Source organism: Virgibacillus sp. Bac332, from assembly GCF_003667785.1.
Lineage (GTDB): Bacteria > Bacillota > Bacilli > Bacillales > Amphibacillaceae > Virgibacillus > Virgibacillus salarius.
Genome location: NZ_CP033046.1, coordinates 2,804,402 through 2,826,678, shown reverse-complemented (window position 1 = coordinate 2,826,678; position 22,277 = coordinate 2,804,402). Strand labels below are relative to the sequence as shown.

General features: G+C 35.3%; 20 protein-coding genes. 6 read left to right on the top strand and 14 right to left on the bottom strand.

Annotated features, from left to right (window positions below):
* The first annotated feature begins 79 nt into the window (after nucleotides 1–79).
* Nucleotides 80–871 carry a DUF2268 domain-containing putative Zn-dependent protease gene (locus D9782_RS13415; RefSeq protein ID WP_026682171.1) on the top strand — a complete coding sequence of 264 codons (792 nt, stop codon included), beginning with the start codon at nucleotides 80–82 and terminating at the stop codon, nucleotides 869–871.
* A gap of 29 nt (nucleotides 872–900) precedes the next feature.
* On the opposite strand, the gene essA is transcribed toward D9782_RS13415, so the two are convergent.
* The 7 genes from essA to D9782_RS13380 form a co-directional block, all read right to left on the bottom strand.
* Nucleotides 901–1,350: a type VII secretion protein EssA gene (gene essA / locus D9782_RS13410; RefSeq protein WP_026682172.1), complete on the bottom strand. Its 450-nt coding sequence runs from the start codon at nucleotides 1,348–1,350 to the stop codon at nucleotides 901–903.
* On the bottom strand, nucleotides 1,331–4,162 hold the full coding sequence (esaA, locus tag D9782_RS13405) for a type VII secretion protein EsaA (protein WP_026682173.1): 2,832 nt from the start codon (nucleotides 4,160–4,162) through the stop codon (nucleotides 1,331–1,333). The genes essA and esaA overlap by 20 nt, the downstream gene beginning before the upstream one ends.
* The gene (gene essC / locus D9782_RS13400; protein WP_121605001.1) at nucleotides 4,163–8,566 is read right to left on the bottom strand and encodes a type VII secretion protein EssC; all 4,404 of its coding nucleotides are present in this window, start codon (nucleotides 8,564–8,566) and stop codon (nucleotides 4,163–4,165) included.
* A 27-nt stretch (nucleotides 8,567–8,593) separates the two neighbouring features.
* Nucleotides 8,594–9,817: a type VII secretion protein EssB gene (essB, locus tag D9782_RS13395; protein WP_121605000.1), complete on the bottom strand. Its 1,224-nt coding sequence runs from the start codon at nucleotides 9,815–9,817 to the stop codon at nucleotides 8,594–8,596.
* 39 nt (nucleotides 9,818–9,856) lie between these two features.
* A complete protein-coding gene (locus D9782_RS13390; protein ID WP_121604999.1) occupies nucleotides 9,857–10,096 on the bottom strand; it encodes an ESX secretion system protein YukD in 240 nt (79 codons plus the stop codon).
* Between the two features lie 133 nt (nucleotides 10,097–10,229).
* A complete protein-coding gene (locus tag D9782_RS13385) occupies nucleotides 10,230–10,523 on the bottom strand; it encodes a WXG100 family type VII secretion target (RefSeq protein WP_026682177.1) in 294 nt (97 codons plus the stop codon).
* Between the two features lie 315 nt (nucleotides 10,524–10,838).
* Nucleotides 10,839–11,093 carry a hypothetical protein gene (locus D9782_RS13380; RefSeq protein WP_026682178.1) on the bottom strand — a complete coding sequence of 85 codons (255 nt, stop codon included), beginning with the start codon at nucleotides 11,091–11,093 and terminating at the stop codon, nucleotides 10,839–10,841.
* 209 nt (nucleotides 11,094–11,302) lie between these two features.
* On the opposite strand from D9782_RS13380, the gene D9782_RS13375 reads away from it, so the two are divergent.
* The gene (locus D9782_RS13375) at nucleotides 11,303–11,404 is read left to right on the top strand and encodes a YjcZ family sporulation protein (RefSeq protein ID WP_121604998.1); all 102 of its coding nucleotides are present in this window, start codon (nucleotides 11,303–11,305) and stop codon (nucleotides 11,402–11,404) included.
* Nucleotides 11,405–11,435: 31 nt separating this feature from the next.
* The gene (locus D9782_RS13370; RefSeq protein ID WP_034679373.1) at nucleotides 11,436–11,585 is read left to right on the top strand and encodes a YjcZ family sporulation protein; all 150 of its coding nucleotides are present in this window, start codon (nucleotides 11,436–11,438) and stop codon (nucleotides 11,583–11,585) included.
* Nucleotides 11,586–11,714: 129 nt separating this feature from the next.
* On the opposite strand, the gene D9782_RS13365 is transcribed toward D9782_RS13370, so the two are convergent.
* The 4 genes from D9782_RS13365 to D9782_RS13350 form a co-directional block, all read right to left on the bottom strand.
* Nucleotides 11,715–14,441 (bottom strand): UPF0182 family membrane protein, encoded by a 2,727-nt coding sequence (locus tag D9782_RS13365; RefSeq protein WP_121604997.1) that lies wholly within the window; start codon nucleotides 14,439–14,441, stop codon nucleotides 11,715–11,717.
* A 139-nt stretch (nucleotides 14,442–14,580) separates the two neighbouring features.
* The gene (locus D9782_RS13360) at nucleotides 14,581–15,063 is read right to left on the bottom strand and encodes an SRPBCC family protein (protein WP_121604996.1); all 483 of its coding nucleotides are present in this window, start codon (nucleotides 15,061–15,063) and stop codon (nucleotides 14,581–14,583) included.
* A 10-nt stretch (nucleotides 15,064–15,073) separates the two neighbouring features.
* Nucleotides 15,074–15,409, bottom strand: a complete 336-nt coding sequence (locus tag D9782_RS13355; RefSeq protein ID WP_026682180.1) for an ArsR/SmtB family transcription factor — start codon at nucleotides 15,407–15,409, stop codon at nucleotides 15,074–15,076.
* 13 nt (nucleotides 15,410–15,422) lie between these two features.
* On the bottom strand, nucleotides 15,423–15,821 hold the full coding sequence (locus tag D9782_RS13350) for a VOC family protein (protein ID WP_026682181.1): 399 nt from the start codon (nucleotides 15,819–15,821) through the stop codon (nucleotides 15,423–15,425).
* A 197-nt stretch (nucleotides 15,822–16,018) separates the two neighbouring features.
* Here D9782_RS13350 and spoIIP point away from each other — a divergent pair, with 197 nt between their 5' ends.
* The 3 genes from spoIIP (at nucleotide 16,019) to D9782_RS13335 (ending at nucleotide 19,594) form a co-directional block, all read left to right on the top strand.
* Entirely contained in the window at nucleotides 16,019–17,146 is a 1,128-nt protein-coding gene (spoIIP, locus tag D9782_RS13345) for a stage II sporulation protein P (RefSeq protein WP_121604995.1), read from the top strand.
* Nucleotides 17,147–17,441: 295 nt separating this feature from the next.
* Complete coding sequence (locus tag D9782_RS13340; protein WP_121604994.1) at nucleotides 17,442–17,987, top strand: NfeD family membrane protein; 546 nt, start codon at nucleotides 17,442–17,444, stop codon at nucleotides 17,985–17,987.
* Nucleotides 17,988–18,046: 59 nt separating this feature from the next.
* Nucleotides 18,047–19,594, top strand: coding sequence for a flotillin lipid rafts scaffold protein FloT (locus D9782_RS13335; protein WP_121604993.1), 1,548 nt, complete (start codon nucleotides 18,047–18,049; stop codon nucleotides 19,592–19,594).
* 360 nt (nucleotides 19,595–19,954) lie between these two features.
* On the opposite strand, the gene D9782_RS13330 is transcribed toward D9782_RS13335, so the two are convergent.
* The 3 genes from D9782_RS13330 to D9782_RS13320 all read right to left on the bottom strand — a co-directional run bounded on the left by D9782_RS13330 (nucleotide 19,955) and on the right by D9782_RS13320 (nucleotide 21,903).
* Nucleotides 19,955–20,668, bottom strand: coding sequence for a class I SAM-dependent methyltransferase (locus D9782_RS13330; protein WP_121604992.1), 714 nt, complete (start codon nucleotides 20,666–20,668; stop codon nucleotides 19,955–19,957).
* 78 nt (nucleotides 20,669–20,746) lie between these two features.
* The gene (locus D9782_RS13325; RefSeq protein ID WP_121604991.1) at nucleotides 20,747–21,304 is read right to left on the bottom strand and encodes a histidine phosphatase family protein; all 558 of its coding nucleotides are present in this window, start codon (nucleotides 21,302–21,304) and stop codon (nucleotides 20,747–20,749) included.
* A gap of 17 nt (nucleotides 21,305–21,321) precedes the next feature.
* Nucleotides 21,322–21,903 carry a hypothetical protein gene (locus D9782_RS13320; RefSeq protein WP_121604990.1) on the bottom strand — a complete coding sequence of 194 codons (582 nt, stop codon included), beginning with the start codon at nucleotides 21,901–21,903 and terminating at the stop codon, nucleotides 21,322–21,324.
* Between the last annotated feature and the right edge of the window lie 374 nt (nucleotides 21,904–22,277).

The window sequence follows — 22,277 nt, the reverse complement described above, 5'->3', positions numbered from 1 at the left end:
ACAAAAATACATATAGTCTGGAAACGTCTATAAAAAAAGCGCATATGCTATCAAAATAATGATGTAAGGGTGGGGAAAAATGGGAGTTATACGGACAGATCAATGGTTGTTAAAGCACTATAAAACCCCTTTGAAAATCACGGAAAAGATGGAGGATTATTTTGAGCATGCTTACGCTGATGAAATATATGCCCACTTAACCCAATTCGGTATGTACCTGCCACCACTACAAAAACAACGAGTCAGGCAACTTATAAAAAAACAAGTTTGGCAAACCGTAGAGGAAGACTATCAACAGCTAAAAAGACTCTGGAATGGCCCTAGTGTTCCTATTTTCATTTTCCCATCTGATACCACCAACCGTAAGTTAAAAGATGATTATAATAGTAAGGCTGGGCTAACTTTTAAAGATAAACTTTTTTTATTTTTATCCGACACAAATACACCAAATGAAATAAAAGCATTACTTACGCATGAATATAATCATGCCTGTCGATTAACGAACTATTCCAAGGAAGAAGCAGATTATACTTTACTAGACACGATTATTTTAGAGGGGTTGGCAGAAAATGCTGTACGTGAACGGCTAGGTGAAAAATATACAGCATTCTATACAAGTAAATATTCAGATGATATGTTAAACGTTTTTTGGGAAAAACATATTCTACCTCATAACCAACTATCAAAAAAAAGTAGAAAACATCATCACATCCTTTATGGACTTCAATTTTATCCATTCATGATGGGTTATTCCGTTGGCAATTATCTAGTTAAAAAATACCTGGAAAAACATCGAGCTACTAGTCAGGAATTGCTAACATTAACTAGTGAAAAGATAGCAGAGCTAGATAATGTTGATATTAGGGGTTGAGTCGATTAAATAAATACAATCCCATAAAATTAATTATGGGATTGCTTGTACTTTGGAATAATCAGCAAAAACATTGCAGCAATAATAATGACCACAGTAACTATCAATACAGTTAAGATATTGGACGGACTTTCCGTTGGCTGTATCTCTTGTTTTCGGATAGTATTTCGATCTTGCTTTGAAAAAAGTGCTAATTGATCTGCTTTTGCTATAATCGTATTTGCTTCTAGTCGAGAAATTTGGAATAATTGCTCCCTTAACTGCATACTATCTGTTTGATCCTGCTTTTGGAATGTTAAATGTTTTTGTTCCTCTGGTAATTCTCCTCTTTTGCTTACATCATTTTGATATGATTTTTTTATTTCTATTTCCTTTTCTTTGTATTCATTAGGTTCCGGTGTATCGCTTCCTTCAGCAAAAACGGGACTACACCAGAAATAAGCTACTAGAACGAGTAAACTAAAGTGCTTCTTCTTCATCCTCATCCACCTTAGACTTATTTTTAAACTGCTGAATCGTGTAAATAAGAGCTGACATGAGTAACGATATTAAGGCTAGTATGAACATAGCTAAATAGGTGGATTCGCCTGTACCATATTGTAAAGAAATATATACATCCGTTATCGGATTATTAAATCGAAACTCCGGTACAATTAGATCTACTAAAGGTGAAATAAAAAACACGATCATCATCATACTTGTTATCCAACCGACAAATTGGCCAATAAATAATCCCCCACGAACTATGTTTGCACAGGTAACCAACAACAATATAGTAAATAGCGACCATTGCATAGCTCTAGCATTATCTAATGAATACATGTTCAATCCATAAATACTAATAATCAACCCTACAGCTATATTTAAGAGCAAGAACAGTCCGCCTTGAACAAGATAGGATGTATTGGAATAGTAATTACTTAAAAAACCAATTAATAAACCACTTAATAAAATAATGATAAACATTATTACTGGTGGAATCCTATCTTCTGTTTCTGCTTTTACTTGACCATTCAGCTGTCCTTCCACTTGTACAGGATTTGATAAATAATTGAAAACAAGTGGATTTACTTGTCCATCCACAATTGTATTTCCTAGGATATCATAGATTTCATTCCGTACCTTTTCAGATGAAGCAACGTTTTGTGACCATTTATTATTTAATTCATCTGATTGCTGCTGAACCGTATTTACTTGTTCCTGTAGCTCTTCTGTGGAGGAAGTTATTTGATTTTGGTTTTCATTTAGTTTATTTAACAGTTCAGCCATATGCTCTAAATCAGACATGGTACCTTGCTGAATTTCGACCATCATTTCTCCATCTAATTGTTCTAGGACAGGAGATATCTTCCATTCAAAGGTATGATCGTTAATTTTCTGTAGTTTCTCTGTAATATTAGCTGAACCAAGCTCCATTTCTTCTATAATACTTTTAATATTTGTTTTTCCTTGATTCAGTTTATCATTATAAGAAGCAAATAAATCTTCTGTGTTTTTAATTAATTCACTAAGACCTATCCTTTCTTCTCCTACTGATTTTGATGAATTAATAGCGTTTAAATTCTTGCCAAATACATCATTGAGTTTTGTATAATAATTTGAATTTAAAGTAGTTAATGTATGTAATTCCTTCTCAAAAACGCTCAAAATGTCATTATTTACTTTTTTCTTTTGATTTAATGTATTCATGTAGACTGATAACTCTTCTGAATACACAATTAAAGAAATAAGTGGTTTATTATCCAATTTTAATTTTTCAAACTCACCCTTTAAAAACTCCCTTCTTTCATCAGATATTTCTTTACTTACTAATATTTTGTTTTGTTTCTCTTCAATGTTATTAACTAATTTCAAAATGGGCTCTTCTATCTGATCCATCAGTTTTTTATAAGTTTTATTCCATTCATTGACGTGTTCTTCCCATACATCAATAATTTCATTAGGATTTGGATTGTTAGATTGCAATTCTACTAAAGCATTTAACTCCGTATCTAATTTTGCGAAGTTATTGACTATATTATTCCAGTCAGCCTTATCTTCTTTAGGAATTTCCGGCTCTTCCTCACTTGCGGCTGAAAACTGATCAATAGCCTTACCCAACTCTGCCATATGTTCACTCAGTTTTGCTAAATCAATTGTAATAACTTCATTCACATTAGGAGCTGTTGGAATATCAATGATATCTCTTTTTAAACCTTTTAAATTACGTATAGCTTTGTCTAGTTTAGTATTTGGTTCGTTTAAAAATTTATCTTTATACGTATTTATTTTTAATAAAAGTAATTCATATTTTTTTGCTTGTATTTCATTCCACTTATCCACATAGTTTCTACCGTGTACTACATTATTCTTTAAATGTTCAAAATTACCCAATAATTGATTTCTATTTTCTTTAAATAGCACCGATTGCTGCTTAAACTGTTCTTCAATTGAAGTTATACTTTCTTCAAGAGCCTGATGATATCTCGTCAATCCTTCATGAAATGCCTCTTGGTTTTCATCTAGATATATTTCTAATAAACGCTGTTGTTTCTTTTGCGTTTCTTTATATTCATTTAATGCTTTGGCAAAGGACTTCATTTTGTTTTCGACTTTTTCAGCAGTATGAACATTGCTTGATGATATCTCATCAACTTGACTCGTATCCTTTAATATGTTTTTCAAGTTAGATTTATGTACATCTATTTCATACGCTAATGTTTTTGACGAAGGTGTATAGAAGGAATACATTGCATCTTGAAAAGCAATTTCTTTTTCAACAATTAAATCAAACTGATCCCGAATATGATTGACCTGCTGAGAAACATAATTCCAATATAACGATATCATTTCTTGATTAATTATATTTTTAGCATTCGCCATTTGCCTATGGATTCGTTGTCGTTCCTTCGCTTCCAAATTAGGCTGAATTACATAATGAAGTGATGCCTTTGTCGGCTGATTCTCTTTAAAGGTCATTATATTTTTGGAGTAATTGGAAGGGATATACATAATCGCATCGTAATTTTTATTAGCAAGCCCCTGCTCTGCTGTACTTCGATTAACTACGGTCCATGAGTAATCCTCCTGATCTTTTAATAGGATAGGTATTTCATGCCCAAGATTAATCGACTGTAATTCACTTTCATATCCAGTATCTTCATTAACAATTGCCACACTTCGAATACTTGACTCTTCTTCCAGAATAATTCTAGGTTGACTATCCACATAACGAAATAATAGAAGTGGTAATAGTAATATAATTAGTACCTTCATGCTTAACCCTATGGATGCTTTCATTCCCTTGTCCATTTAATAGGTCACCCCTTCAAGGTCATAGCGTGGAATCTGAATTTTTATTGGGTTACCGTTTTTTACATAATAGCCAAAACCTGCTTTAATTTCTTGTTCATTACGTGTATATGGTAATGAAAGCAAGTTTTGCTCAGATTTTTTCATGAGTAAGATTGCTTGTTTCACTTGTTTGACTTCATTTGTAAATGGATCAAACCCTTTGGAAAATTCATTCGCACCACCAGAGACGATAACACTAAACCCAAGATGACTATTATGCTTCATAAAATTTGCTAATTTTGTTTGGAGCATAGTATCCAATTTCTGCTGAAAATTACTCATTCCGTCAATCATAAGTATATATGGAGAAAATAAGATTTTTGCTGTTTTTCTTTCCATCAAAGCTTCCCTATATGTTTGCTCTCGACGTTCAAACTCTCGTTCAATTTCTTTCAACCATGTTATTAATTCTTCCTTCGTTTCCATATAATTAACGGAATCTTCCTCTACATAGTTTGCTAATGAATGATTAATAGAATCAAATAATCCAATTATAGCTTTCTCCTTCATTCGATGGATAATAACTTTGCACACATTTGATTTACCTTTTTGTGTATCGCCAAGAATCAGGCAATGTCGATTTGTTTGCCAGTCCAGATACACAGGTTTTACATTTGCTTCATCCAAGCCAATTGCCGGGGTTTGTCCAGACAATTGAACATCTGAACGATTAAGAAATGATTGATATGATAACTTATGTGGTAACATCGGAATCGACTTTGGCTTCGGAGCATCTACATAGGTTTTATTTAGTAGTTGAATTATTCCTTTAATGCCTGTTAATACCTCAACATCACTTTCGCCACTTGAAGGCAGATAAATTTGCGCAAGAAATGGCTCTTCATTCTTAATATAAACTCTTCCAGGAATTGCCTCTGTTTCATATGCGGTCTTTCCAAGGATCGCATATTTATCCGACGTATCCATCAAGTAATGCACAATTTTTGTTTTCAGATTACTCATCAACGCATGCTTTACCGCGTTGGTTCGTGAAGCAGTCAGAATTGTATAAATACCAAGCGATTGACCATCTCTAGCAATTTGGATAAAGCGATTGTCTATTTCCTGCAATTCTTCTTTTACTAAATCATAGTTATCAATCACGATAAAGATAATTGGTAACTCCTCTTCTACTAAAGCATTATACATTTTAATATTACTAACTTCCTGATCCCTAAATAACTGCTTTCGCTCTTCCATCTGTGCTGACATAAAAGTGAAGAACTTCTCAATCTTTCTATGGTCATCTGACCGAAAATAATCTCCAGTTTGTGGCAGTTGTTGTAGTGGTAGAAGTGCTCCATTTCCAAAATCAAAAATATAATAGTTCATCTTTTCAGGGCTATTCTTCATTGAGAAACGAAGTAAAAATGTAAGTATTGTCGTTGATTTCCCATAGCCTGAAGAGCCGAAAATACCAATGTTTCCATCGTCCATGACACGATAAAGATAACTAGTCTGTCTTTGTTGATCAGGTTCATCTACCAAACCTATCTCGTACGCATTATCTGCTACAATGTTGTCCTCTGTTTTTGTAATTCTCTGTGGGAGAGGAGGTAGCCAAGGACTTTGTAATTTGCGGATTTGCAATTCCTCTTGCACCTTGGAGATTTCCTCTACCACTGCATCTATTTCCGTTTTCTTATGCCTTGCTCCACTTTCTTCTGTTGAAACCTCTGATAAAGGAATAAGACCTAAGTCTGTAACCAACGCAACTTCATCCTCCGTACCAAACGCATCCTTTGTATATGGTCCCCCACTCCACGCGGATTGAAAAAGTTCATATACCTCATTATTTCCCACTTGTAAATATCCTCGTCCAGTGGTTGTGATTTTTGACGCATCACCATTCTTCAGAACCTCTTTGCTATCACTTTCCTCTTGAACTTTTAAAGCAATCTTGAACCGTGCATTGCTCCAAATTTGGTCATCAATAATACCACCAGGTTTTTGCGTAGCAAGAATTAAGTGTACTCCCAAACTTCTTCCAATTCGTGCAGCACTAACTAATTCTCTAATAAATTCCGGTTCTTCTCTCTTTAGCTCTGCAAATTCATCAGAGATTAAAAAGAGATGCGGCATTGGTTCCACGGCATCCCCTCGCTTATATAGAAGCATATAATCATGAATATGATTTACTTCATGGAGATCAAATAAACGCTGCCGTCTTCTCAATTCACTTTTAATTGAAGCAAGTGCTCGTTTACTAAAATTATTACTCCCTTCAATGTTTGTGATTGTACCTAATAAATGCGGAATGTGTTTAAATGGCTGAGCCATCCCACCACCCTTATAATCTATTAATAGAAAAGCTACCTCGTAAGGATGAAAATGAACAGCTAAAGATAAAATATAGGTTTGTAGAAATTCACTTTTTCCTGAGCCCGTTGTACCAGCTAACAAACCATGTGGTCCATGTGCTTTTTCATGTAGGTTTAATAATACGTGATCATCTTTTCCTTTAAGACCAACTGGTACAGCAAGTGATTTGGCGGACTGATTCTCTCGCCACTTATTGGCAATGTCTAAACAACGAATATCTGCTGATTGAAATAATTGTAAGAAGGTTACTTTCTCTGGAATTGAATTGTTCATCCCTAATTGATGATCCAAAGATCTCAGCGTTCGCGCAAAGGTTTCATTATCCTGTTTTTGATGCCCGTCAAGTTTAAATGGTATATGTACGGCTTTTTGATGTTGAATCAAGATATCTCCTTGCTGATCATCAATGTATCTTACCAAGGTGTGTATATGCTCCGATAAGCTTTCTTTCGTATCTGCTGCAAAAATAGTTGAGATGCCAATTGAAGCGTGTTCACCTTCTAAATATTCTAATATAGCATGTTCAGAAATTAACTGACGGTTCGTAATGATAAACACAAAATGCGGAGAAAAGGTTATTTTACCCTTTTCTTCGTCTAAATCTCGTTCCTTTAACATTTCATAAATGGAAGAAAGTAGTTGATCACGTGTCTGTTCATTATAAATGAATCCTTTAGCGTATGTATGTGGTAACTGAAAATGTGGCAACCATTTCATCCACTCCCATTGCTTATACTCTTCCTCATGAAATATAGTTACAAATCGAATATCATGATAGCTTTGGGAAAAACTTAATTGACCAACAATTTGCTGAATTTCCTTCTTTACGATTGAATCTTTACCAACCATTCCCATTGAACCTTGGGATAGATCAATAACTAATGGTACATTATTGACATACTTATAATGGGCAACAAGCTCCTGTGATTTTTCCAATAAATCATCCATTTCTTGGTTGGACATATCACTTCGTTGGACAGAAACATCGTAGGTAGATGGCACTCTTGCTCTACCAATACGAAACCGCAAAAAGTCATTACTTACTAATGTTCGTTCCCAGATACGATCACTAATTTCTTTTGTCAAATACTTCATGCGTTCAAATGAAGGGAAATGATAATAAAGTACCTCACGCTGTTTATTCGATAACTGGTAAAGTTCTTCACGCTTATTTTTTAAATAGCGTGTATATAACCTTTTTCGCTTTTCCTGCTTCTTAAGCTGATTTTTCTTTTCTTTAAAATATTGTACAGTAGAAGTTATTAGCGATGTACCAAACATTGCTAGAGAAATCAAAATAAAAATACCTCGTGGACGTAACAAGGCTACAACCCCCATAACAATAAGCATCATGAGCGGAGGTAAAATAATTAGCCAGATTCCTCGTCTTTCATCATCAATTTCCTCAGAAGGAAACGAAAAAGCAACTTTATCATCGGGCATTTCATAAATCATACGAGGTGTTCTACGAAACGATGGATACTTTTCCTTCATAACCGATGTTGGCTCTTTCATTTCTGTTAATTCTATAGAAAATTGATTATGCGCGTAAACGGTTAAGATATCGTTTTTCTTAATAGAAAAGAATATATATTGATGTAACAATTTATCGCCATACTGTATGGGTGTTACTCCTTTGACAATTTCACCATTTCGAAAAACAGAATCGTTAGTAGGTTGTAATATCCACGAACCATCATGCCTTACTAAGGAAAAATCACGTATGATCAGCTCCGAATGGTTGCCAATGTAATAGTCTTTTTCTTGATACTCCTGGTATCGATAAACAAGCTTTATCATTTGATTGTTTATGTTTAATTCATGCGGCTTGTCGGGTTCAATTTCACCTTTAAAATGCCCGCCATGAAATACTTCCAACTTTTGAACGCCCGTTTTACGAATTAAGATCTTTGATGAGTCTAAGGAGATGGATTGAATCGTAATTGTGTCGCTTAAACTATTCCCTATTAAAATATCTTGTAATCCGCTAAGTGATTGGTATTGATAGGACCCATTATAAAATAACCACAGATGCTCCATAAGATCACCTCCTGTTGTAAACTGTGTTTAATCGCCATTGTTTGATTTCGCTTCTTCATCAATTGGTGGTTCGTCTTGCCCTGAGCTACCCTCCTGGACTTGATCCATTGTTTCTTGATAGTCATCTATTTCTCGTTCAATTTTATTTAGTCTTTCCTCTCTTTCATCTCCACTAAGCTCTTGATCTATTTTTAATGCTTCACGTTGTTTTAATAGACCATACACGATTAAATCTCGGTCCTCCAATAACCTAGCGGTGTCAATTGCTTCTTGATAGTTACCACGTCCAATATTAATCCAATAAGAGAAATATCGCTCATCAGACTGTAAAGTAATGGTATTTTGAACATTTTGTTTTTGATTTTCTGTTAATGATTCATTGACAATGTAAGAGGAAGCAAGCTGATATTTCACTCCATAAGGCATAGATGCTTCATCATAGTTTTCAAGCGTTGTTACCACAGAACTATACTGTTCTTCCATAAATGACCGGTTACTATCTATATAAGCGTTTGTCTGCGGGATTTTGAAAAACAGTGCAAATAAACTATAGAAAAGCGTTGGGATTAATAATAGAGATACAGCGATCAAAGTGTAGCGTTGTACTTTCCATTTTTTTGCTGGCACATGTAATACAGACTGCTCATCTTTCTCTTTATTTTGTAATTGATGAGTGATAATCGACTGTAACTGTTCAAAAGTTTCTGCATCCATAATTTGCTTTGCAATTGGCGACAGATCAAGTGTTTCATGGTGTTTTACATAGGAAGCGAAATCAATTTTATTATCTGCTATCTCCGCAATAACTGCCCTAACTTCTCTCCATAACCTTTCATCATTATCTTCATAAGGTGGTATGCTTTCACTTACACCATAATGTAAAAAATGGGGATTCAATCCATAGTCAAACAATATATTCTCAGGACAAACAATAATTTTTAATCGTTTTAAGGCATGTTTTTGTATATGTTGAACTAAGTTATATGCAAACTGCCACTGTGCCTGTTCACTCTTGGAGTATAGTTTATGAAAAGCATGATAAGATTTAGGTGGCGACAGATAGATTTTTAATTCGTCTTCCGTTCGAACTATTTCTTTACGGATCTCTTGATTAATGGACTTTAACCATTCAATTTCTAATTGATCGTTAAGTTTTACTTTTGCACGGTGAAAACTGATTTCTATTTTTCCATGTTCATACGAAATAGCTGCGTCTGTTTGTTTCTCTAAATATGTAAGCTCCTCAGACATTTCTTTGCTCCTTTAAACTATCAATTCCATCTAGTATCTTTATAGGATTTCGATACAGTCTCCTGTTGTAATGCCACATGCTTGTAAGGTTAACCCACCATTATAAACACGTTCCTTATTTTTTACGCGTATCCAATGTCCTTCTCTTGGTTTTCCTTCTATTTGTTTCGCCTGCCATGTGATATCAATCAGCTGTTTAATCATAAATTGATCAGATAATCGCAGTTCTATATTTTCTTGATGATAGCGTTCAATATTAACCGTGACATATATATACATGTTTTTCTCCCCTATTATTTTCTATTTCGTAAAAAATAGTGCCGGCAATTTACATACTGCGGCACTATGACAAACTTACTATTTCTGTTATTATCCGCATAAAAAAGAAACAAAATAACTACAACTTAGAGTCTTATTTACGCATTTGACTAGCAATAGTTGCATCCGTATCATGGAGTGTTTGTGCCGTTGAAGCTAATTGTCTCTGCACATCCTCTAACAATTCAACCATTTGCATGAATGAAGGACGTAATTCTTCATATTGTCCCGCAAACGCATCTTTTGCATTACCTTCCCAGATTTCCTCTAATTTTTCCATTAGCCCATCCAAATTACCCACAATATTTAGTACATTTCCGCTTTCCATACCATACTGTTGAGCAATAGTTGCTAATTCTTCAGGACTTATACGCATCATGCCAGACATACAAACTTCCTCCAACTTTAATATCTATCGTTCTTTAGTGCCATTATAAAAGAAAATATTGGTAGTAGCTACCACTTAAATAGAATCTTTTCAAAAATAAGTATTTATAACCATGAAATTGAATGCCTTTAAAGTCTCTTACCACTCATAAGTACTATAATACTAGATGTTGACATTACTAATTTCCTACAAAACTATAATAGTTAACCCAAAATTTGCTGGATCAATGATAGAACCTAATAATCCGAAATGATTCAACTGAAATCGTTCGAATTATTAGGTGAATAAAATACGTTTGTCTCATCCTTTCTCTTACTACCAGAAGAAAAATGGCAATACCGCCAACGTTGCAATGGCTCCAAGTGCGACACCAAATCCGAAACCATAACCCGGTCCATAAAATCCAATTCCAAATCCGCCTAAGCCTTGCTGACCAAGTGGTCGTAAATATACTCGATTGGAGCTAACACGGTCAATTATCCCTCGATGAACTCTCCCATTGTGTGTTTTAATTTCGACAGCTTTACCTTTATGTCGTTGACAAACGGAATAGTAATGTGATCCTGACATATCATTCACCCCCCATTTGTAGTACAGATACAACATTTTATGTATAAAATATTGCATTGTAAAAGACAGATGTATCAGGTGAATAGCGGAAATAAAGAGATTTTCCAGAGAAATAGCGCCCAAATTCTGATGATCTGGGTGATAACCTATATCAATTCTTATCTGTGCTCATACATTATTAATGTAAACGGACTGGAGGTGTTAGCAACATGGGTGAAGCATTAGGCGGATATGGCTACGGCAGTGGCTTTGCTTTAATTGTAGTCTTATTTATCCTGTTGATTATCGTAGGTGCAGCTTACGTTTGTTAATAGGCTATATAAATTAGTAGGAGGGGTTTAAATGGGATTCGGTTATGGATCTAGTTGTGGCTGCGGAGGCTATGGTTATGGAGCTCCAGCAGGTGGTGGATATGGTTACGGTGTTGGCGGATTTGCCTTGATTGTAGTCTTATTCATTCTTCTTATTATCGTTGGCGCAGCTTGGTTGTAATACCTTTCTTATAAAAAATTAGTTTTTTGGTGTTCTTCGTTATTTCAGTATAAAAGAACAACCTATACAATCAGGGCGCTATCATAGCGCCCTGACTTCCTTTTTCTATAAAAGAATATAAAGTTTAACTTATTTTACGTCATCTAACTTATTCTCAATGCTTGTCATTATTTTTGCTGCCTCTTCCCAATTTCCAGCCGATAATGCCGCTTGATAAGCATCAAACAACTCTACTATTTCTTGCAGTTTTTGTTCAGAAGAATCAGTAATCCCTTCACCTTCCTTGGATTTTTTATCATTTTGACCTTCTTCCACTACCCGATTTGGATCAATATATTGAAGTATCTTATCCAATGCTTTATCAAAGGTTGCTTCCATAACAATATGGTCATCATATGCCATTACAATTTGCTTCACTTCAGGTAAAGAAGTAGCATTTGAGGATTCAATATAAATTGGCTCTACATACAACATTGTATCTTCAATCGGAATTGCTAATAGGTTTCCTCGAATGACTTCTGATCCTCCCTGCGACCATAAATTCAATTTTTGGGAAATGGTGCTATCTTGATTAATTCTATTCTCGATTTGTTGTGGCCCATAGCTGTTTTTCTGCTTAGGGAAACGATACACAAGCATTTCTCCATAGTTTTCTCCATCGTTTCGTACACCCATCCATGCAATCATATTTTGCCGATTCTTTGGAGTATATGGCATCATAAGCATGAACTCTTCTTCTTCATACTCTGGCAATTTCATCGTGATATAATAGGGCTCTATTTCAATATCTTCATTGTAATATTTCTCCGTTGGAAATTGCCAATAATCCTCCCTGTTGTAAAATACTTCTAAATTAGTCATATGATATGTTCCATACATTTTTGCTTGAATGGTAAATAATCTTTCTGGATATCGAAAATGCGAACGAACGTCTTCTGGTATTTCCTCTGTAAATAGATCTGGAAACATCTTCGCATATGTTTGTAATAATGGATCTTCTTTATCAACCATATAAAAATTAACTTCTCCAGTATACGCGTCAATTACTACTTTTACTGCATTCCGAATATAATTTTCATTTCCTACATGTGGTTTGGCATACGGATAATTTTCCGCAGTTATATAAGCATCAATCATCCATGCAAGACTACCATTCTCTCTCACAAAAATATAGGGATCCTTGTCGTATTGAAAGAATGGAGCAATCCGTTCAACACGATCCATAATATTTCTCGTTTGTAAAATCTGACTTTCACTTGTTATCTGGTCAGAAACAAACATACGAAATGATCCTTCTTGTAACGAAAATAGAAGTCGATTGATTCCAGATAAAGAGATACCGCTATTGGCAGCAAATCGATTGGATACATTCTCATCGCCGGAAGGATAATCAAATTCATCCTTCTTACTATTCACGATGACATTATCGTAATCTTGTTCCCCAAAATAAATTTGCGGACGAGTAATATCTATATCTCCTTTTGGAGGGAGGTTTTTCACCATATACTCAGGCTGACCTTGTTCGGTAACTTGATTTACCTGACTCATAGCAACACCATAACCATGTGTATACCGGAGTTTTTGATTTACCCATGTTTTAGCCTGTGAAGGTAAGTCTACCGTACTCAATTCCCTCGCTCCGATAAACACTTGCTGGTACTCCCCGTTAATCTCATACCGATCAATGTCGATATTATTAAATTTATAGTAAGTCCTAAATGTTTGTAATTGATTATAAATATCTAGTAATGGTCTTGAATCATTGACTCTGACATTGTCTAGCGTTAACTTATTCCTATCAACCATTGCTTCAGTCAATGATTGATTAGCTGGATGCTCTCGCTCATCAATTCTTTCTAATTGATAGGCTGCTCTGGTATATTCCAAATTATGCTTTAGATATGGTGACTCCTTAGAGAATTCGTTTGGAGACACAATAAATTGTTGAACACCGACAGAAGCTAACTGCGCTACAATGACGAGCCCTAGATAACCAGCTATGGGGATTATCATCTGATAATATTTCCGACGATATAAAGCACTAACCATCCATACTGTTCCAATTACAGCAGTACCAGCTAAAATATAAGATGCCGGAATGTTTACGAGTTTATCGGTATAACTTAACCCATGTACAGCACTTTCTTGAAACAAATTAACTTGATTGGTTAACATGGATTCATAAGGCTGCAATAAATGGTGACTTGCCAAAAGAAGTCCGATCATACCTAATGTAATCCCCATATGAAGCTGTGCTGAACGGCTCATTTGATATAAATGAAAAAAGGAATAGAAACCAATCTCAATTACTAAATAGAAAATACTTAACCCTAGTAAAATGTATACAATCATTTTAATGAATGGCAAGACAAACATATAAAAGGAAATATCCATGTTAAAATACGGGTCATTTAATCCAAATGAGGATTGATTTACCATTTTCAGTAAAGGCTCCCACCCTATTCCTTGTACAATCATACTACCTACCGCACCGAATACAAGTGATATGGACGCCATTAATAATCTGCTCTGCTTCAGGTTTTCGATCATCGATGGTAGCTGATTATCGTGGAAATGACTAAGGTAGGAATTTCTTATCCATGAAATAGTAATATATGTAAGTATAAAGAAGAGGATAAATCCAAGAATACCGAGTATGACTTTACTGCCAATAATGGTTGTAAAAATACTACCAAATTGAAGTGAATCCATCCATATATAGTCAATAATCCATTGAAAGCTTATTAAACCAAGTGATAGGAGGATAATGATTATACCAAGAAATATCGCAAATCCAGTCCCAACACGTCTCCACTTTTTTGATTTTACTGTTTCCTTTTGTTCGTTATATTCCAAGCGCTAACCCCCTGAGAAAACTATTTCTTATATTGTAGCAAACTTCACAAGCACTATCTTCTTTTACGTGAATAATTGCTAAATGTTTCATTATTTTTATGCTAAAGCAAAAAAAGCACAAGTCCAAAAAGACTTCGTGCTATTTATCCCTAGCTACTTGTTGTTCAAGGCTGATAAACATGAGATTCCATCCATGTTTATACTGCTCTTTATATGATTTTTTCTCCTTCTCCATATCCTCAGCTTCCCGGCCTATCTCATGTGGAATATTTATAAATTGCGTGAATATCATTTCACAACCAGACTCAACTTCTTTCAGCTCTACCTTAATTTTATCCACTGATTCACTAAATTGCGGCATCTGAAATGTAAATACAATTTTTTTCGGCTCTTCAATCTCTAAGTACTTACCTATCGCTCGATAGTCCTTACCATCCCGGTGATCAACAATTTCCCATGTCCCACCGACAACTGAATGATTTGTACATACTTTATTTGACCCAGAAGTAGTAAACAGCCATCTTTTCATACAGTTTGGATCAAGCCAAGCATCGAATACCCTTTCTGGCCGTACAGAAAATTGACGCTTCATTTGTAATGTAACTTGTGATTCACTCGCCATTTCTCCCCTCCTAACACTCATCGTTATTTAGTTCTATTTCCAATTTATCAAATTGACTGTTCCACAGGTCCTCATAGAAACGCAGCCATTCTCTAGCTACAGAAAGTCCTTCTAACTGAATACTACAGCTATGAATACGGCCTTTGACATGACGATTTACTAACCCTGCCTTTTCCAATACCTTGATATGCTTGGAAATAGCTGCCAAAGAAATAGGAAAAGGTTTAGATAACTCCGATATGGTACAAGGATGGGCTGCTATTAAACGTATTATCTTCCGTCGAGTAGGATCAGCCAATGCGTGAAAAACATGATCTAATTTTGCTTCCTGCTGCTTAACGACCATCGTAATCCCTCATTCATTTACTATTTAAGTTTAGTTGCCAAGATACCCCAAATTTATCGTCTATCCAAGCAAACTTCTCACTAAACGGATAGCTGTCAAGTGGCATAAGCACTTGCCCTTCCTTAGAAAGTTCGTGAAAAGCATTCTCTATTTCTTGGTTTGACTCACACGCTACAAACAAAGAGATACCAGGTGTAAAAGACCATTCATGTTTAACAACACTATCACTACACATAAACGTTTGATCATTAATGATAAAAGTCGCTTGATGTACAGTTCCTTCTCTGCCAACTTCGCCCTTTCCATAGCGTATAATTTCCTTAATTTCTGATTGTCTAAATATAGACGTATAAATATTCATTGCCTCTTCTGCATTACCTGAAAATGTTAAAAAGGGGGTTACTTTTCCCATGTTTCCTTCATTCCTTTCTTTATTATTTAACCAATTAGTTAAATAATAAAGAATAGCCATCAAATAGTCAACCGAATGGTTAAACATTATTTTTTACACCTTAAATAGTGATTTTGATACCTTTTTTGAATTATAGTTCTATTAAAAACGATATCTAGCATAGAATCTAGAAAGAATAGGAAAGGCTGATTTCTATCATGAATCTAAAAAACACACTACTAACATCGGTTATTAGTACAGTCATATTACTTCTGCTTGTGGCTTTTATGACTCTACCAAAAATTCATGCTGATCTCTTTCATGTACCATTGATAAGTAAAATCACGGAGTCAACTATTTTTTCAGATGCCTTGCTTTTTATAATGAGTACGGAAATACCTCAATTGGATAATCATTTGGAGGAAAATGGTATGGAAACTCCAAAGTTTTCACGATTACTTTTTGAAGGAACATCAGGGATTACACCTAACAATTTTAACAGCCTGCTAAACCTAGAGTTGCCGGGATTAACTGCTTATTCCAATAATATTTATACGGCAGGAGCAGACAAAAATAGCACAAATATACCAATGGAATCTCCACCTCCTGATTTTGAAGATTTGCTAAAGGAAGATTCAAATAATAAAAAAACGGAGCAACCCAACGAGGAAAGTGATGATAAAGATAACGCGGAAATATTTATCTATCATAGTCATAGTTGGGAAGCTTTCCTACCTTTATTAGGAGATTCAAAGAAAAAACCTAGTGATGCATCAAGTACCGATAATAGTAAAAATATTGTAATGGTGGGCTCTTTATTAACAGAGCAATTAGAAAAACAGGGAATAACTACATTTCACGATACAACGAATGTAACAGCAGAATTACACAAAAAAGGGTGGGATTATTATGATTCGTATAAATATTCACGTCAAACCATCGAAGAAGTAATGGCATCCAACAATCATGTAAATTATCTAATCGATATTCATCGTGATGCACAACGAAAAGAAAAAACTACTATTAATGTTCATGGAAAAAATTACGCCAAACTCTATTTCATTGTAGGGGTAGAACACAATAAATACAAAGAAAACTTAAAATTTGTTGAAGCATTAAACGATCGTCTAAAAGAAAAATATCCAGGAATTAGTCGCGGTATCTATTTAAAAGATAAGTCAGAAGGAAATGGTATTTATAACCAAGATCTCTCTGCAAAATCTATTCTAATTGAGGTCGGCGGCGTCGATAATAACAAGGAAGAACTTAGCAATACAACAGAAGCATTAGCTAAAGTTATCAGTGATTATCATATGAATGCAGAAAAGGTAAATGCTGACGGTTAGTAGAAATGTATTTTCTATAAGGGGCTCTTCACGTTTCTCAGGCTATCGAAAATCTCGATAGCCTATTTTTGCAGGTTTTCCTACTTTTCTATCCCTTAGCATCTCGCTTAAAAGCAAAGGAAGATTTCTTCAATAGAAACAAGCGTTCCTCCATCTATTTTTATCAAGCGATATATCTAATAATTCCCGCTACATATTTTATAATTTAATAAAATTACGAAACTTTTCCTTATTTTACTACGTATTACTATTAAAGAAAAAGTTGCATAACAACTTTATGAAGGATGTGATTCGAATGTCCCTATTTGGTGCACCAATTGAGACAGTCTATTTATATGTACTTATCATAGCAGGACTCTTAACTGTTCTTTACATTTTTTTCGGAGACTTTCTCGAGGGGATTGGTGAAATTTTTCCATTCATAAATCCCGTGCTCATCTTAGCATTTATTACTTTTTTTTCAGCAGCAGGATATATCCTAGAGTCCACTACTACATTATCTAGTCTTTTTATTATAGGTTTATCTCTAGTTATAAGTCTTATTTTAGATACACTATTAAATATTTTTATTCTTATTCCCTTATCTACAGCTGAGGAATCGTTAAGTTACACAGAAGAATCGTTAATTGGAAGAGTTGGTAAAATCATTATTCCAATTCCTGATGAAGGATATGGGGAAGTTGTTATTGAAAGTAAAAGCGGAATGATATCAAAACCTGCAACACAATATACAACAAAAGGTATTCATGAAGGCACTCAAGTATTAGTACTTGAGGTGAAAAATGGTGTGCTCTATGTAGAACCTTATGAAGATGAATTGGAAGTCTATGAATCTGATTAACCCTACAAATCCAATTTGGAATTGTACGTTAATAATATACATGTTGGAGGAGGAAATTTATGTTTGAAGGATTTTGGATTGTTATCGGAGTTGCGGTTTTCTTATTATTAGCATTAATTGGAGTCTTTATCACAAAATACCGAACCGCTGGTCCAGACGAAGCATTAATCGTAACTGGGAGCTACCTAGGTGGGAAAAATGTTCATGTAGATGAATCAGGTAATAAGATTAAGATCATTCGAGGAGGGGGTGCCTTTGTACTACCTGTTTTCCAACAGGCGGAACCACTCAGCTTGCTTTCTAGTAAATTAGAAGTAACCACACCAGAAGTTTATACTGAACAGGGAGTTCCTGTTATGGCAGATGGGACAGCAATTATTAAAATCGGTGGATCGATTGGAGAAATTGCAACTGCCGCAGAACAGTTTTTAGGCAAATCAAAAGAAGACAGAGAAAATGAAGCACGAGAGGTCTTAGAAGGACACTTGCGCTCCATTCTCGGGTCAATGACTGTCGAAGAAATTTACAAAAACCGTGATAAATTCTCACAGGAAGTACAGCGTGTTGCATCTCAAGATTTAGCAAAAATGGGCTTAATCATTGTCTCATTTACTATAAAGGATGTTAAGGATAAAAATGGTTATCTTGAATCACTTGGTAAGCCCAGAATTGCGCAAGTAAAGAGAGATGCTGATATAGCTACAGCAGAAGCGGATAAGGAAACACGTATAAAACGCGCTGAAGCAGCGAAAGACGCGAAAAAGGCTGAATTAGAAAGATCTACAGAAATCGCCGAGGCAGAAAAAGTGAATCAATTGAAAACTGCTGATTATCGTAGAGAACAGGATATTGCAAAAGCCCGAGCTGACCAAGCCTATGATTTAGAAACAGCCCGAGCAAAGCAGGAAGTAACCGAACATGAAATGGAAATAAAAATCATTGAACGTCAAAAGCAAATTGAATTGGAAGAAAAAGAAATTCAAAGACGAGAAAGACAATATGATTCTGAGGTTAAGAAGAAAGCAGACGCAGATCGTTATGCGGTAGAGCAATCAGCTATCGCCGATAAGACAAAACAAATAGCTGAGGCAGAAGCAAATCAATACCGAATTGAAGCTGAAGCCAGAGCAGATGCAGAGCGTGTAAGGGTTGATGGTCTTGCCAAGGCTGAATCTCAACGAGCACAAGGAGAATCTGAAGCAGAGGTCATCCGACTTACTGGATTAGCAGAGGCTGAGGCAAAACGTGAAATTGCAGAGGCATTTGAACAATATGGTCAAGCAGCCATATTAGATATGATAATGAAAATGCTACCAGAATATGCAAAAGAAATTGCCGCTCCACTTTCAAATATTGATAAGCTTACGGTTGTAGATACTGGAAGCAGTGGAAGTGACGGTGGTGCTAATAAGGTATCTGGATATGCTACAAACTTAATGGCAAGCTTGCAGGAATCCCTCAAAGCTTCCTCAGGTATTGATGTAAAAGAGCTATTAGAAAATATAACCGGAAAAAACAATCTTTCAGATAATACTGACTTCGAACAAATAAGGTATAGAAAAAATGACACCGAACAACAATTAGCAGAGATAGATCACAATAAGTAATCATGTAGATATACTTAATGGATAGGAGCTTTCGCTGTTCAAAGATGGGACAAAATTAACATAATTAACCCAAGAGCCAAACGATAAGATACGGAAGTTAGAGAGAAAATCTAATTTATGGAAGCGATGTATCGTTGCTGAAGCCTTATCCGCAGAAAGCGTAGTATTTTGTTCGACTGATGAAAGAACCTGGTTTGTGTAAACAAAGGGGGCAGAACAAACCTTGATCAGTGGGGATTTTGTTTATTCCCCACTGATTGAAGTTTCACTTTATTGCTTGAACTGGCAGTCTTACTGCCAGTTATATACAAGATAAAACACATTTGTCTCAGCCCACTAATTTTAGTGTGTGTTTATTTCTCATCTTTTATCGTTTCGTGCCTTTACGATTAAGAAATGTGGTTGCTTCATTAATGTTTCATAACCTGTTGGATTCTGTTCTTTAAACTTTCGTGTTGGTTGGGGTTCAATTACTTGTTCAAGTGAGAAATAAGAAAGTGTATCGTTTAAAATAGATTGCATTGGCCTACTATATGAGTAAACATCGACGGATACCCCCGCTTTTTTCCATCTATCCTTCATTAGTTCTACTTTAAAATAATTAGTCATATGGTCTAATAAGAATTTCATCTGTGGGTGATGTACAGAAAATAATAGTAAGCCAGATGGTTTTAATATACGTTTAAATTCAACGAAGGTCTTGTGCCAATCTTTTAAGTAGTGAAGCGTTAAAGAACTAACAATGATATCATAGGAATTATCCGTAAATGGAAGTACTTCTTCTAAATCAACACAATATGCCTGTACTGTTTCTACCATTCTTCTCTTTGTAGCAGCTACCATTTTGGGGCTGAGATCAACTGCTGTTAGCCTCCCCCCTCTTTTCACCAATTGTTCTGTATACCAACCTGCTGCACAGCCTGCATCCAAAACTGATTTCCCTGTTAAATCCTCAGGTACTTGCTTCAGCATAGCTGGTCTTTCATATTGGCTATTGTATAAGCTTACTTTGTCAACCTCTTGTTCATACGCGTAGGATAATTGATCAAACGATTGTTTTATTTTGGATTTCATTAGCACTACCCCTTTCATAACAGCCCAATGTTATAGTTAACGCGAAAAATGGAAACTATCCTTGCTTGTTTATATGAACTAGTCTACGTCAATTTTTTGTATTTCTTGAAGCTCTTTCTCCCTAAAAACGAGCTTGTAGATTGCTGGCATTTCAAGCTTTTCCCAAAACGAAAAATCATAGCGACGATCAAAATAGTTCATGATGAGTACCATAATATTTCCATGTGTTCCAATTACAATATTCTCATTCTGATGAATTTCCAATAGTTCAAAAATGGACTTAACTCCTCTATGTTGTGCCTCATAATTGGACTCACCACCTGTGAAAGCAAAATCATAATTGCCCCAAACCTTGGTAATGGCTGTTTGAAAATCCTTTACCGGTTTATCTGACAAAATCCGCTCTTTAACATTTTCAATCAGACCTATCGTTTTGTCCAACTGTCTAGCCGTCCCTTCAATAGTTTGAATAGCTCGTCGATAAGGGCTCGAATAGACATGGTGAATGTTTTCTTTTGTGAGTTTATCTGTTACTTGACTAGCAGCAATTACACCTTGTGCTGATAAGGTTCTATTGTACTCATCAGGTGTATACGTTGAATGAGCATGCCTTACCAAATAAATTGTTGTTACCATCAACTATCCTCCTTCCCTCATTTAGATTTCCAATTGCCATTAGCTTCTATCGTATTATCTAACACAGTTTGAATACGCTTCTTCATTTGCAAAGGTAAATTTTCTTCGATTGCAGCTAATAGAATACTAGGATAACAGATACCATTACCCAGGAAATAATTTTCTAATTGTTTTACTTTTCGCTCTCTTCCCGGGATTAACTGGTAGAGGATAAACCAATCCTCTAATTTACAAAAAGGAACCTTTTTACCCTTGATTTGATGCTCAACAATAGAATTTTTGGTGAATGCATACGTATATACCCCATCTGAATGCCCGATCTTAAATTCACTCATTACATCTACTTCTAGCTGATCCACACAAAATTTAAAGAAATACGTAGTTAAAAAGGGATGTTTCTTTTGTACGTCCTTTTCTGTCCCAATACATCTCATAGCCCCCGTGAAAAGCTGTACCTCATTATCAGGAATGATTAAGTCTAAATCATGGACTTCATCTACAATGCCGTATTGATATAAAAGTTGGGAACCCCCAATCCCCCATGTCCCTTTTGTTGCATTTAAAGTGTCGGTTATGTACATTACTAATGAAGAAATCATTCTGCACGCCTCCTCTTCGACTTATTATACCGAATCCATAATACTCTGACAAAAGAAACTCAACGCGTAACGTTTTATTTACGCTAAATTGATAGTAGTCCTCGAATAAGTAGGTATCATCCTAGAGGTGTACACAAAATTAAGACATTGAAAAACCGTTATACGTCGTGTATGAGAAGGATCGAAAAAACAGGTCGATGAAACGGCGAGCGGCTTTCTAATGAAGGTAAGTAGATCTACAGAACACGGAAGATTGTCTTCCCCTATATAAGATGGCGTTAGATAAGGGGGATTCTTTTCCGTATAAAGACAGAGAATACTGGAGACTTCCGCATTCGTCCCACACACACAACAAAAGCGCAAGCACCCGATTA

What these genes read in the sequence shown, in the direction of transcription:
- D9782_RS13355 (WP_026682180.1), bottom strand. Translation starts at nt 15,409, where the DNA reads ATGGTCGTTAAGCAGCAGGAAGCAAAATTAGATCATGTTTTTCACGCA.
- essA (WP_026682172.1), bottom strand. Translation starts at nt 1,350, where the DNA reads ATGAAGAAGAAGCACTTTAGTTTACTCGTTCTAGTAGCTTATTTCTGG.
- D9782_RS13325 (WP_121604991.1), bottom strand. Translation starts at nt 21,304, where the DNA reads ATGGTAACAACAATTTATTTGGTAAGGCATGCTCATTCAACGTATACA.
- D9782_RS13340 (WP_121604994.1), top strand. Translation starts at nt 17,442, where the DNA reads ATGTCCCTATTTGGTGCACCAATTGAGACAGTCTATTTATATGTACTT.
- D9782_RS13335 (WP_121604993.1), top strand. Translation starts at nt 18,047, where the DNA reads ATGTTTGAAGGATTTTGGATTGTTATCGGAGTTGCGGTTTTCTTATTA.
- essC (WP_121605001.1), bottom strand. Translation starts at nt 8,566, where the DNA reads ATGGAGCATCTGTGGTTATTTTATAATGGGTCCTATCAATACCAATCA.
- essB (WP_121605000.1), bottom strand. Translation starts at nt 9,817, where the DNA reads ATGTCTGAGGAGCTTACATATTTAGAGAAACAAACAGACGCAGCTATT.
- D9782_RS13415 (WP_026682171.1), top strand. Translation starts at nt 80, where the DNA reads ATGGGAGTTATACGGACAGATCAATGGTTGTTAAAGCACTATAAAACC.
- D9782_RS13380 (WP_026682178.1), bottom strand. Translation starts at nt 11,093, where the DNA reads ATGTCAGGATCACATTACTATTCCGTTTGTCAACGACATAAAGGTAAA.
- D9782_RS13330 (WP_121604992.1), bottom strand. Translation starts at nt 20,668, where the DNA reads ATGAAATCCAAAATAAAACAATCGTTTGATCAATTATCCTACGCGTAT.
- D9782_RS13375 (WP_121604998.1), top strand. Translation starts at nt 11,303, where the DNA reads ATGGGTGAAGCATTAGGCGGATATGGCTACGGCAGTGGCTTTGCTTTA.
- spoIIP (WP_121604995.1), top strand. Translation starts at nt 16,019, where the DNA reads ATGAATCTAAAAAACACACTACTAACATCGGTTATTAGTACAGTCATA.
- D9782_RS13320 (WP_121604990.1), bottom strand. Translation starts at nt 21,903, where the DNA reads ATGATTTCTTCATTAGTAATGTACATAACCGACACTTTAAATGCAACA.
- D9782_RS13350 (WP_026682181.1), bottom strand. Translation starts at nt 15,821, where the DNA reads ATGGGAAAAGTAACCCCCTTTTTAACATTTTCAGGTAATGCAGAAGAG.
- D9782_RS13385 (WP_026682177.1), bottom strand. Translation starts at nt 10,523, where the DNA reads ATGTCTGGCATGATGCGTATAAGTCCTGAAGAATTAGCAACTATTGCT.
- D9782_RS13360 (WP_121604996.1), bottom strand. Translation starts at nt 15,063, where the DNA reads ATGGCGAGTGAATCACAAGTTACATTACAAATGAAGCGTCAATTTTCT.
- D9782_RS13370 (WP_034679373.1), top strand. Translation starts at nt 11,436, where the DNA reads ATGGGATTCGGTTATGGATCTAGTTGTGGCTGCGGAGGCTATGGTTAT.
- D9782_RS13390 (WP_121604999.1), bottom strand. Translation starts at nt 10,096, where the DNA reads ATGTATATATATGTCACGGTTAATATTGAACGCTATCATCAAGAAAAT.
- esaA (WP_026682173.1), bottom strand. Translation starts at nt 4,162, where the DNA reads ATGGACAAGGGAATGAAAGCATCCATAGGGTTAAGCATGAAGGTACTA.